Source organism: Streptomyces sp. CBMA156 (genome assembly GCF_014596515.1).
Taxonomy (GTDB): Bacteria; Actinomycetota; Actinomycetes; order Streptomycetales; family Streptomycetaceae; genus Kitasatospora.
The window spans coordinates 1-11,904 of sequence record NZ_MSJQ01000309.1 but is presented as its reverse complement, the minus strand read 5'-3'; the positions used below and the strand labels follow the sequence as shown (position 1 = coordinate 11,904).

The following is an 11,904-nucleotide window of genomic DNA, read 5'->3' as shown; positions in this document are numbered from 1 at the left end:
CCTGCTGCGGCTGCGCCGGACCGCCGGCGCCGGCCACGGGCCCACCGACGAGGGCGTCCGCGCCCTGGCCGCAGGGCTGCTGGAGGGCTTCGGCACGGCGCGGGAGGAGGGCGACGGGATCGGCGAGGGCTTCCTCGGCCTGGTGCCGACCGGCGCCGACTCCATCGCGGCCGCCCTCGCCCGTACCGCCGCCGAGGTGCCGGGACTGCTCGCCGCACCGGACACCGTCCGCGAACGGCTGCGCGCCCACCGCTTCGCCACCGCCACCCGCTCCGGCCGGCTCGCCTGCCTGGAGACGGCCACCGCACTCGGCTCCGCCGTCGTCGCGCCGGACGAACTGGACCTGCTGGCGCCCGAGGTGAGCGAACACCGGATCGCCGCGCGCAGCGGGCGCGAGCTGGTGGCCACCGCGGGGGAGGCGCTCACCGCGGCCGAGGCCGGGCTGCTGCACACCCTGCCGGAGGGCGCCGACTCGCTGCTGCCAGGGCCGTTCTACGACGGCCGGGAGGCGGCCGGGCTGCTCGCCGGCGAGCTGATCGCCCGCCACCGCGCCACCGGCAGCTGGTACCCCGAGCGGGTCGCCGACGACCGGATCAACCTCGGCACCCTGGACGGCACTTCGGCCGTCGGCCTGCTGCTGCTGCGCCTGCTCGACCCGGCCGCCGCCCCGCTCGCCACGCTGCGCTGAGCCGGGGCGGCCGTCCCCGGACCACTGAGGACCGCCGCGGACGGCCGAGGGCCACCGAGGACCACCACCGAGGACCACCGACCACCCCCAGGGACCAGCCATGCCCGACACACCCGCCCCCGCCATCGGCTTCCAGCCCCACTACACCCCGTACGTCGTCGAGGGCGAGGCCCTCTACCTGGTCTCCGAGCGAGGCGTCTCCGTGGTCGACGGCCGCCTCGCCAGGGACCTCGCCCCGCTGCTGGACGGCACCCGCACCGCCGAGCAGATCGGCCGCGAACTGGCCGCCACCGTCCCCGCCGACCGGGTCCGCACCGCCGTCGAGCGGCTGCGCGAACGCGGCTACCTGACCGAGGCCGCCCGGCCCCAGGACCCGGCCGCCGCCGCGTACTTCGCGATGGCCGGCCTGGACGGCGCGGCGGCCGCCGAGACGCTGCGCACCGCCACCGTCAGGGTCGAGGTGTACGGCGACATCGACGCCGCGCCCTTCCTCGCCGCGCTGGCCGCCGCCGGGGTCACCGTCACGCCGGACGCCGGGTTCACCGTCGCCCTCACCGACGACTACCTGCACCCAGGCCTCGCCGAGCGGGACGCGGCCGCCCGTGCCTCGGGCCGGCCCTGGCTGCTCGCCCGCCCGGTCGGCTCGATCGTCTGGGTCGGCCCGGTGTTCGTGCCGGGACCGGACGGCGCCGAGGGCGCCACCGGCTGCTGGGAGTGCCTGGCCCACCGGTTGTCCGCCAACCGGCAGTCGCTCAGCTACCTCCGGCACCGGCTCGGCCAGGACGGCCCGATCCCCACGGCCGGCGCCCGGCTGGCGCCCACCCTCCAGACCGGCGTCCAGCTCGCCGCCCTGGAGACCGCCAAGTGGCTGGCCGGGCTCCGGCCCGCCGAGCCGGTGGTGCTCACCCTGGACACCGTGCTGCTGGAGACCGAGCGCCACCGCCTGGTCCGCCGCCCCCAGTGCGGCGCCTGCGGCGACGCCGGGCTGATGGCCCGCCGCCAGCTGGCCCCGGTCGCCTTCGAGCCCCGCGCCAAGGCCTTCACCTCCGACGGCGGCCACCGCTCCGCCTCCCCGGAGGACATGCTGGACCGCTACCGCCACCAACTCTCCCCGGTCACCGGCGTGGTGACCTCACTGGTCCCCGCCGGACGCACCCCGGCAGGACTGCGGGTGTACGTCTCCGGGCAGAACCTCTCCCGGCACAGCGGCGACCTGCGCCAGCTGCGCACCGGACTGCGCGCGCTCAGCTGCGGCAAGGGCCGCACCGACGTGCAGGCCAGGGCCAGCGCCCTCGGCGAGGCGATGGAGCGCCACTCCGGCGTCTTCCAGGGCGACGAGGCCCGGCGCACCGCGAGCTTCCGCGAACTCGGCGACGACGCCGTCCACCCCGCCCGCACCCTGCTCTACAGCGACCGCCAGTACGCCGAGCGGGCCCGCTGGAACGAGAAGCGCTCGATGTTCAACACGGTGCCCGAGCGCTTCCGCGAGGACGAGCGGATCGAGTGGTCGCCCGCCTGGTCGCTCACCGAGGGGCGCACCCGCTGGCTGCCCACCATGTCGCTCTACTACGGCTACCGGCACGCGAACGGCTTCTTCGCGGCCGGGGACTCCAACGGCTGCGCGGCCGGGACGTCCTTCGAGGACGCCGCCCTCCAGGGCTTCCTGGAACTGGTCGAGCGGGACGCCGTCGCCCTGTGGTGGTACAACCGGGTGCGCCGCCCGGCCGTCGACCTGGACGCCTTCGGGGACCCGTACATCGGGCAACTGCGCGAGGTCTACCGGGGGTTGAACCGGGAGATCTGGGCGCTCGACCTCACCTCGGACTTCGGCATCCCGGTGGTCGGGGCGTTCTCCCGGCGCACCGACAAGCCGGTCGAGGACGTGCTGATCGCCTTCGGCGCCCACCTGGACCCGCACATCGCGCTCACCAGGGCGCTCACCGAGATGAACCAGTTCCTCGGCCCGGTCGCCGGCGACGCCACCGGACGGGTCGACTACACCGGCGCCGACCCGGAACAGAAGGCCTGGTGGACCAGCGCCACCGTGGCCGGCCAGCCGTACCTGCTGCCGGACCCGGCCGCCCCCGCCGCCGGCCCCGGCCGCTGGGCGCGGCTGGCCGGACCCGACCTCGCCGAGGACCTCGCGCTGGCCCGACGGCTGGTCGAGGAACGGGGGATGGAGTTCCTGGTGCTCGACCAGACCCGCCCCGACGTCGGCCTGCCGGTCGCCAAGGTGATCGTTCCCGGGATGCGGCACTTCTGGGCCCGCTTCGCCCCCGGCCGCCTCTACGACGTCCCGCTCGCCCTCGGGTGGCTCGACCGGCCCACCCCGGAGGAGGAGCTCAACCCCGTCCCGATCTTCATCTGACGCCGCCGGGCGCCGCCGCCCCTCGCCGGGAGGCGCGCGGCGCCCGCCCAGCCGGAAATGAGGTACCCCGATGACCGTGACCGAACAGCCACCCCTGGGTCTCGCCACCGACGGCGCCCCACCGCGGACGCTGCTGCGGCTGCGCCCCGAGGTCGTCGTCACCGCGCAAGGCGACGACCTCGAACTCAGCCACCCCTGGGGCCGCCAGCGGGTGCACGCGCTCGGCGCCGAGACCGTCCGCCGGCTCGACGCCCTCACCAGGGAGAGCGCCGACCTGGACGAGCTGGGCCGGCTCGGCGACGGCGGACGGCTGCTGCACCTGCTGCGGCGCTTCCCGTACCTGGTCACCACCAGCCTGGCCGACACCTTCGGCGAACCGCTCGCCACCGCCGTCCCGATCGCCCGCTCGGCGGGCCTGCCCGCCGGGCCCGCCCAGCTGGACACCGCGGTGCTCTCCCGCTTCGCCTACCTGCGCCGGCTGCCGGAGGAGCACGCGGGGGCGTGCGTCCTGGAGTCCCCGACGGCGCCGTTCCGGCTCACCCTGCACCGGCCCGCGGCCGGGGCGTTCGTGGCCGCCGTCACCGCGGCCCGCCCGGTGGACGAGGCCGCGGCCCTCGCCGGGCTCGGCCCCGCCGAGGGCAGGTCGCTGGCCGGACTGCTGGCCGGCGCCGGGTTCCTGGACGACGGCGCGGCCGGCGAGCCCCCGCTGTGGGACTTCCACGACCTGCTGTTCCACGCCCGCAGCCGCCCGGGACGGCACGACTACCCGAGCGGCGGCCTGTTCGCGCACCCCGGGACGGCCCAGCTGCCGGCCGTCCCCGGACCCGGCGCGCGCGAGGACGGCACCGCGATCGACCTGCCGGTGCCCGACTGGGACGCGGTGCTCGCCCGCGACCCGCTGCTCAGCGAGGTGCTGGAGGGCCGCAGCTCGGTGCGCTCCTACGCGGCCACGCCGGTCACCCTCGACCAGCTCGCCGAACTGCTCTACCGGGTGGCCAGGATCCGCCGGATCATCCCCGGCGACCCGGACGACCCGCACGGCTACGACGTGGTCGACCGCGCCTACCCGGCCGGCGGCGCCACCGGCGAACTGGAGGTCTACCTCTCGGTGATCCGCTGCGAGGGCCTGGTGCCCGGCGTCTACCGCTACGACGCGGCCGCCCACCGGCTTCGCCCCCGCCCGTTCACCGGACCGGCCGACGAGGCGGCGTTCCGCGAGCTGATGACGGCGGCGTGGCGGGCGACCGGCTGCACGGTGGACCCGCAGGTGCTGCTCACCGTCACCTCGCGGTTCGGGCGGCTCTCCTGGAAGTACAGCCAGATCGCGTACGCGCTGACCCTCAAGCACGTCGGGGTGGTCTACCAGACGCTGTACCTGGTGGCGACGGCGATGGGCCTCGCGCCGTGCGGGCTCGGCTCCGGGGACACCGACGCGGCGGCGCGGGCACTCGGGCTGGACTGGACGGCGGAGTCCTCGGTCGGGGAGTTCCTGATCGGCAGCCGGCCGGCCGGGCTGCCGCGCCGGGCGCAGCGCTTCGCCGACATCGTGACGCGGTCGCGCGCGACGGGCTGAGCCGGACGCGCCCTGCCGGGAGGGGAACGGACCCGAACCCGGACGTGCCGGTGCCCCCGCCGTGGAGTGGCGGGGGCACCGGCACGTCGCGGTGCCGCGGGAGCCGGCCGCTGCCCGGGGGCGGCTCCACGGCGGTCCGGACCCGTCCTACAGCCAGCCGCGCTCGCGGGCGATCCGGATCGCGTCGCAGCGGTTGCGGCCGCGGGTCTTGGCGATGGCGGACGAGACGTAGTTGCGGACCGTCCCCGGGGAGAGCGAGAGCGTGCGGGCGACCTCGTTGATGGTCGCGCCGTCCGCGACGTGGGCCAGGACGGTCAGCTCGCGCCGGGTCAGCGCCGCGTCCTCGGAGCGCACCGCGTGCACCACCAGCCGTGGGTCGTACACCCGTCCGCCGCGGGCGAGTTCGCGCACCGCGCTGATCAGGGCGGCCGGCGGGACGTCCTTGAGGAGCAGTCCGGCGGCCCCGTCGGCGAGCGCCCGCGGCAGGTCGGCCGCGCGCGGCTGCGCGGTGAGCAGCAGGACGGCGGTGCCCGGTGCCCGGTCGCGGATCAGGGCGGCGGCCGGTCCGCCGGGCCCCGGCAGGTCGGGGTCGAGCACGGCGACGGTGGGCCGGGTCCGGGCGGCGGCCTCGGCGGCGGCCTCCGCGGTGGGCGCCTCGGCGACCACGGCCAGGTCCTCCTCCCGGTCGAGCAGGGCCCCGAGCCCGGAACGGAACAGGTGGTGGCCGTCGGCGAGCAGGACCCGTACGGCGGCGGTGGGCTGGGGCGCGGTGAGGTGGTGCAGGGGTTGGTCCAGCAGGATGCTCATCCGGCTACCTCGGTGGGGTCGGCGGGAGGCGGGCGGTGCGGGCGGCTCAGCCCCAGCCCCAGGTGTCGCCGCCGGCGCCGGGGTGGGTGGGCGTGGCGGTCGGGGTGGGGGTCGGGGTGGGCGTGGCGGTCGGAGCCGTCGGGGCGGTGCCGTCGGTGGTGGCCGGGACGGTGACGGAGGCGCCGGGGTCGGTGTCACTGGCGAGCGCGGTCGCGGTGGAAGCGGTCAGGATGCCGAGGCCGAGGGCGACAATCGTGATGAAACGGGCGGGCTTGGCCATGGCGGGTACCTGGTCCTCTCGGTCGAATGGGCCCCGGGCTGCTTCCGGGACGCACTGGTGCGGCGCGGGCCGGTTCCGGCGGTCCTTCTCCGGGCCCCTGGGGGGCTGCTGTCCCGGTGTCCGGTCCGTCGTCTTCGGCGACACGACGAGAGTGGCCCGCGGCGGGGGCGCGTGTCAGCATCCGGAGCTGGCACCAGAGTGCCGTGACACCCTGAGGCCAGCTCGGGCGGCGCGTCCGGCGGGCCGCCGCGGCCCCGCGGTCAGCGGTAGGTCGGCAGCTCGTGCAGGCCGAGGGCCAGCCAGGAGTCGGCGGCGCAGTGCGACACCAGCCAGCCGGGCAGCGGGCCCTCGGGGCCGGTCAGGGCGGTGCAGGCGGCGGCGACCGCGGACTCCGCGGTCAGCAGCGAGCCGGCCAGCACGAACACCACGGCGTCCACCGCGACGGGGCCGGTCAGGATCCGGGCGTGCTCGATCCGGACCGGGCCGCCGAGGCCGCGCTCAAGACCGTCCCGCAGGCTCTCCGGGGACGGCGGCACGACCCCTGCCGGAGTCCCGGCGGGGGCGTGCAGCTGAACGCGAATGGGGTGCACACCACCAGACTGACCGATCGCCGGCAGCCCGCGACGCCGATCAGGGTGTCAGAAACCTGTCAGGCAGCAAGATGTCAGGGTGCCGGGGCCCCGCACCGGCCGCCGGCCGGGGCGGCCGCGGACCCCCGAAGGCCCCGGATGTTCACAAGTCGTACGAGTGGCTGCCATTTTCTCCGCAAAAGCGTTCTACCCCCGGACGGCTGCCGCTACGCTGGCCCCCCGAAGGGTCCGCCCGGTTCCGAGGTGGCAGCGGGAAGGGTTGCGATGGCGAACACCACTGCGGGGGAAGCCCGTTGAGCGTCCCGAGACCGTTGGGCCTGGGAGCCTTCGACGAGGCGGTCTACCGCACGATGCTGCTCCACCCCGAACTCGACACCCGGGGGATCGCCGGGCTGCTGGAGGCGCCCGTCGAGGATGTCCGCGGCGCGCTCGACCACCTCGCCGACCTCGCCCTCACCCGCCCCACCGGCAGCGCCGACCGGTGGCGGGCGGTCAGCCCCGAACTCGGCATGGCCACCCTGCTGGCCCGTCAGGAGGCCGAGGCCGCCCGGCACCAGCAGGAGATCGAGCGCAGCCGCTCCGCGATGGCCAACCTGATGGCCGACTACGCGAGCGTCAACGCGCCCGCCAACCTGCCCGGCGTCGAACTCGTCGCGGACCTGGAGGAGGTCAGGGACCGGCTCGTCCAGCTCGCCGCCGACGCCGCCGTCGAGGTGCTCTCCTTCGCCCCCGGCGGGCCGCAGCCCCCGCAGGTCATGGAGGCCAGCCGCGCGCTCGACCGGGAGACCCTGGAACGCGGGGTCCGGATGCGCACCGTCTACCAGGACAGCGTGCGCAACGACCCGGCCACCGTGCAGTACGCCCGCTGGCTGTACGGCCTGGGCGGCGCGGTGCGCACCGCGCCGGTGCTGCCGCTGCGGATGATCCTGGTCGACAACGCCACCGCGATCGTCCCGATCGACCCCGAGGACCCGCGCAAGGGCGCGGTCCTGCTGCGCAGCCCCGGCGTGATCGCCGCGCTGCGCGCGCTGTTCGAACAGACCTGGGAGCAGTCGCGCCCGTTCGGGGAGAGCGTCCAGCGCGATCCGCACGGCCTCACCGCCCAGGAACGCGAGCTGCTGCGCCTGCTCGCCGAGGGCCTCACCGACGAACGTGCCGGGCAGCGGCTGGGCGTCTCGCTGCGGACGGTCCGCCGGATGATGGCCGACCTGATGGTGCGGATGGACGCCCGCAGCCGCTTCCAGGCGGGCATCCACGTCGCCGGCCTGGGCTGGCTCGGCGAGCCCAGCACCCACCGCTGACGGCGGCGGGCGTCCCGGTCGCCGCGCCCGTCCGCTCCGTCCGCCCGCGGGCAGGGCGCTGGGCTGGGCAAACGGATGTCAGTCGACCGTGATATGTACCTATCGCATGGCCGTCGCGCGGCCATGCGAAAGATGCCGATGACGTTCGAGGGGGCCAGACATGCCGCTGTTCCGACGCCGCTCCGGCGGGGAGGGCGCGCAGGACCGGGCCGGGTGGCGCGGGTTCGGCTTCGGCCGACGGGGCGCCGGATCGCCGGAGGCGGCCGGTGGCGCCGCGCCGCGGCTCGACCCCGCCCACGGGGACGAGTCGGTGCGCCTGGCGCTGAGCCAGGCCGCCGCCGGGGACTGGGCCGCGCTGCGCCCCGCGCTGGCCGCCGCCGAGGACGGCCCCGCGCTGACCTTCCTCGCCGGGGCGATCGCCGACGTGCGCGGGGTCGAGGAGTGGACGGGCCGCGCCCTGGCCGACACCCCCGAGGACCCGTACGCGCTGCTGCTGTCCGGCGCCCGGCACGTCACCTGGGCCTGGGAGGCGCGCTCCCGTGCCCAGGCCAAGCACGTCGGGGAGGAGCAGTGGAAGCTGTTCCACCGGCGCCTCGACGTCGCCGAGGAGCAGCTGCTGGCGGCGGCCGAGCACGAGCCGTCCTGGCTCGCCCCCTGGTACTTCCTCCAGATCAGCGCCCGCGGCGCCTCGCTCGACCCCGAGGTCGCCAGCTGCCGCTTCGAGGCCGCCGTCCGCCGGGCACCCGGGCACCCCGACTCGCACCGGCAGCGCCTCCAGCAGCTGTGCGCCAAGTGGGGCGGTTCGCACGAGGAGATGCACGCGTTCGCCCGCTCCGCGATGCTGGCCGCGCCCGAGGGCAGCCAACTGGGCGAGCTGGTCGCCCTCGCCCACCTGGAGCGCTGGCTCGACCTGCCGGACGGCGAGGACCGCGCCCACCTGACCAGCCCCGCCGTGGTGGCCGAACTCCAGGAGGCCGCCTTCCGCTCCGTCCTGCACCCGGACTTCCGCCAGGTGCACGGCTGGCAGGGCAGCTTCAACACGTTCGCGATGGTCTTCTCGCTGGCCGGCCAGCGCAAGACCGCCCGGCTGCTGTTCGACGCGCTGGACGGGGCCGTCACCGAGTCGCCCTGGCACTACCTCGCGGGGGACCCGGCCAAGACCTTCCGCGCCCACCGCGACCGCTGCGCCGGGTACTGACACCCGGTCACCCGCCACCGCCCTCCGCCGCCACCACCACCACCCACCACTGCCACCCACCACCGCCATCCGCCCCGCGATCGAAAGAGCCTCCGGTGTCCCCTACCGACAACCCGACGAGTGCGCACACCTTCCAGGTGGACCTGCGCGGCCTGGTGGACCTGCTCTCCCACCACCTCTACTCCAGCCCGCGGGTCTACCTGCGCGAGCTGCTGCAGAACGCGGTGGACGCGATCTCCGCCCGCCGCGCCCTCGACCCCGGGGCGCCGGCGACGATCACCGTCCGCGCCGACGACGAGCTGTCCGTCACCGACACCGGCATCGGCCTGACCGAGCAGGACGTCCACACCTTCCTCGCCACCATCGGCCGCAGCTCCAAGCGCGACGCCGACGGCCGGCTGGACGGCGCCGGACTGGCCGAGGCCCGCGGCGAGTTCATCGGCCAGTTCGGCATCGGCCTGCTCGCCTGCTTCGTCGTCGCCGACGAGATCACCGTGGTCACCCGCTCCGCCGCCACCCCGGACGCCCCGGCGATCGAGTGGCGCGGCAGCTCCGACGGCAGCTACACCATCCGCACCCTGCCCGCCTCGGCCAAGCCCGAGCCCGGCACCACCGTCACCCTGGCCCCGCGCGCCGACGCCGCCGAGTGGACCAGGCCCGGCCGGGTCCTCACCCTCGCCCGCGACTTCGGCAGCCTGCTGCGCCACGACGTCACCGTGGTCGACGCGAACGGCACCGAGCACCGGGTCAACCGCACCCCGCCGTGGGCCGAGCGCCACGCCTCCCCGCTCGCCAGGCGCGACGCGCTCGCCGAGTACTGCCGCACCGCCTTCGACTTCACCCCGCTCGACACCATCGAGCTGGACCTGCCGCTGGTCGGCCTGCGCGGCGTCGCGTACGTCCTGCCCGACGCCGCCCCGCCCTCGCGCCGGCACGGCCACCGGGTGCACCTCAAGGGCATGCTGCTCTCCGACCAGGCCGACGAACTGCTGCCGGACTGGGCGTTCTTCGTCCGCTGCGTCGTGGACACCGACGGGCTGCGCCCCACCGCCTCCCGCGAGGGCCTGTACGCCGACGAGACGCTGGCCGCCGTCCGCGACGCGCTCGGCGCCAGGATCCGCGACTGGCTGACCGGCCTGTCCGCGAGCGACCCGGCGCTGCTGCACCGCTTCCTGTCCGTCCACCACCTGGCCGTCAAGGAACTCGCGCGCTACGACGACGAGTTGCTGCGGATGATGCTGCCCTGGCTGCCGTTCGAGACCACCGACGGCAACGTCACCCTGGACGAGTTCGCCCGCAGCCACCCGGTGGTGCTGGTGACCCGTACGGTCGAGGAGTTCCGCCAGGTCGCCCCGATCGCCGGAGCGGCCGGGCTCGGCGTCGTCAACGGCGGCTACACCTACGACCGCGACCTGGTGCACCGGCTGCCCGAGATCCGCCCCGGCGTCTCGGTCGCCGACCTCGACCCGGGCACCGTCACCGCACACCTGGACACCGTCGACCCGGCCGCCGAACTGGCCGCGGGCGCGTTCCTGGCGATCGCCCGCGAGGTGGTCGGCCGGTTCGACTGCGACGTCGCGCTGCGCAGCTTCCACCCGACCAACGCGCCCGCCCTGCTGCTCGACAACCGGGAGGCCAGGCACGAGCGCACCCGGGCCCAGCTCGCCGACGAGGCCGACGGCCTGTGGGCGGACATCCTCGGCTCGCTGCGTGCCGAGGTGCCCCGCGCCCAGCTGGTGCTCAACCACCTCAACCCGCTGGTGCGCCGCGCCGCGACCGTCACCGACCGCGAGCTGGCCGTCACCACCGTCGAGGCGCTGTACGGGCAGGCCGTGCTGATGACCCGCCGCCCGCTCAAGGCCAGCGAGTCCGCCCTGCTCAACCGCTCGTTCATCAGTCTGCTCGACCACGCCATGCTCGGCCACGAGGCGGCGGGCGGCACCGGAACGGCCCCGGGCGCCGGCGCCCGCCGCGACGACGAGAAGGAGGCGTGATGCTGGACACCCCCGACGCGGTGATGGCCGCGCTGCGCGACAACGACGCCCGCCCGTACGGCCGGACCAGGACCGTCACCGCCGAGGAACTCGTCGACGCCGCCGAGCAGTTCGACGACACCCGGGTCCGCTCGATGGCCCTGCTGGAGCTGATGGAGGCCTACGAGTTCGACGGCGAGAGCACCAAGGGCCCGGTCGTCTTCGCCCGCATCCTCAAGCTCTGGGACACCGACCCGGACGGCTTCGGCGAGTGGGCCGCGCACCAGGTGTTCTGGCGCTTCAAGTGGGTCGCCGACTCGCTCCTGGAGACCCCGGACGTCCCGCTCGCGGCGATCAGGCGCTGGCACACCGAGCTGCGCGACCGCTACCGCGCGGCCGGCCACGACCTCCAGCCGTACTACGCCCAGCGCTACCACCTGGCCGTGCACACCGGCACCGGAGTGCAGGACGCCTACGAGCTGTGGGCGGGGCGCCCGCGCTCCGAACTGAGCGACTGCCACGCCTGCGAGACCCGCGCCCGAGCCCGGCACTTCATCGCCGCCGGGGACGACGCCAGGGCGCTGGAACTGCTCGCCCCGGTGCTCGACGGCCGCAGCGGCTGCGAGCAGGAGCCCCAGCTCAGCCAGGCCAACGCGCTGCTCGCGCAGCTGCGCCTGGGCCTGCTGGACGAGGCCCGCTCCGGCCACCTGACCGGCTACCGCCAGGCCCGCGGCAAGGCCTCGATGCTGGACGCCGTCGGCCTGCACATCGAGTTCTGCGCGCTCTCCGGCAACGAGCCGCGCGGCCTGGAGCTGCTCGCCGAGAACCGCGACCTGTTCGCGGTCACCGGTTCGCCGGGCTCCCGGCTGGAGTTCCTGACCGGTGTCGAGGTGCTGCTCGCCCGGCTCGCCGGGGCCGGCCACGGCGGCCTCGCCGTCACCGGCCCGCCCGGCACCGTCTGGACGGTGGACACCCTGCTCACCCACGTGCGTGCCGAAGCCGACGCGCTGGCCGCCCGCTTCGACGCCCGCAACGGCACCGACGCGGTCGGCGCCGGGCGCCGCGCCCGGCTGGCCGTCGGGCCGCTGCCGGCCGAGCCGCTGGCCCTGGGCGTGCGGGCCGCCGC

At 75.8% G+C, this 11,904-nt stretch carries 9 protein-coding genes and 1 pseudogene; 7 read left to right on the top strand and 3 right to left on the bottom strand.

Annotated elements, in window-relative coordinates:
- The 3 genes from BU198_RS26835 to BU198_RS26825 form a co-directional block, all read left to right on the top strand.
- A partial coding sequence (locus BU198_RS26835; RefSeq protein ID WP_188299453.1) for a hypothetical protein occupies positions 1-688 on the top strand: 688 nt, incomplete at its 5' end.
- Positions 689-788: 100 nt separating this feature from the next.
- Positions 789-3,056, top strand: coding sequence for a TOMM precursor leader peptide-binding protein (locus tag BU198_RS26830; RefSeq protein WP_188299452.1), 2,268 nt, complete (start codon positions 789-791; stop codon positions 3,054-3,056).
- Between the two features lie 70 nt (positions 3,057-3,126).
- Entirely contained in the window at positions 3,127-4,629 is a 1,503-nt protein-coding gene (locus BU198_RS26825; protein WP_188299451.1) for a SagB family peptide dehydrogenase, read from the top strand.
- Between the two features lie 147 nt (positions 4,630-4,776).
- Here the strand turns inward: BU198_RS26825 and BU198_RS26820 are convergent, their stop codons facing one another.
- The 3 genes from BU198_RS26820 to BU198_RS26810 form a co-directional block, all read right to left on the bottom strand.
- The gene (locus BU198_RS26820; protein WP_188299450.1) at positions 4,777-5,436 is read right to left on the bottom strand and encodes a response regulator transcription factor; all 660 of its coding nucleotides are present in this window, start codon (positions 5,434-5,436) and stop codon (positions 4,777-4,779) included.
- Positions 5,437-5,482: 46 nt separating this feature from the next.
- Entirely contained in the window at positions 5,483-5,716 is a 234-nt protein-coding gene (locus BU198_RS26815) for a hypothetical protein (protein WP_188299449.1), read from the bottom strand.
- A 260-nt stretch (positions 5,717-5,976) separates the two neighbouring features.
- Positions 5,977-6,306 (bottom strand): hypothetical protein, encoded by a 330-nt coding sequence (locus tag BU198_RS26810; RefSeq protein WP_188299448.1) that lies wholly within the window; start codon positions 6,304-6,306, stop codon positions 5,977-5,979.
- 293 nt (positions 6,307-6,599) lie between these two features.
- Between BU198_RS26810 and BU198_RS26805 the strand changes: the two genes are divergently transcribed.
- The 4 genes and pseudogenes from BU198_RS26805 to BU198_RS26790 form a co-directional block, all read left to right on the top strand.
- On the top strand, positions 6,600-7,607 hold the full coding sequence (locus BU198_RS26805; protein WP_223244979.1) for a LuxR C-terminal-related transcriptional regulator: 1,008 nt from the start codon (positions 6,600-6,602) through the stop codon (positions 7,605-7,607).
- A 160-nt stretch (positions 7,608-7,767) separates the two neighbouring features.
- Complete coding sequence (locus BU198_RS26800; RefSeq protein WP_223244978.1) at positions 7,768-8,805, top strand: hypothetical protein; 1,038 nt, start codon at positions 7,768-7,770, stop codon at positions 8,803-8,805.
- Positions 8,806-8,900: 95 nt separating this feature from the next.
- Entirely contained in the window at positions 8,901-10,799 is a 1,899-nt protein-coding gene (locus BU198_RS26795) for an HSP90 family protein (protein WP_188299447.1), read from the top strand.
- Positions 10,799-11,904: pseudogene (locus BU198_RS26790) on the top strand (hypothetical protein); the annotation flags it as partial. The gene BU198_RS26795 and the pseudogene BU198_RS26790, both read left to right, overlap by 1 nt.

What these genes read in the sequence shown, in the direction of transcription:
- BU198_RS26830 (WP_188299452.1), top strand. Translation starts at nt 789, where the DNA reads ATGCCCGACACACCCGCCCCCGCCATCGGCTTCCAGCCCCACTACACC.
- BU198_RS26825 (WP_188299451.1), top strand. Translation starts at nt 3,127, where the DNA reads ATGACCGTGACCGAACAGCCACCCCTGGGTCTCGCCACCGACGGCGCC.
- BU198_RS26820 (WP_188299450.1), bottom strand. Translation starts at nt 5,436, where the DNA reads ATGAGCATCCTGCTGGACCAACCCCTGCACCACCTCACCGCGCCCCAG.
- BU198_RS26815 (WP_188299449.1), bottom strand. Translation starts at nt 5,716, where the DNA reads ATGGCCAAGCCCGCCCGTTTCATCACGATTGTCGCCCTCGGCCTCGGC.
- BU198_RS26800 (WP_223244978.1), top strand. Translation starts at nt 7,768, where the DNA reads ATGCCGCTGTTCCGACGCCGCTCCGGCGGGGAGGGCGCGCAGGACCGG.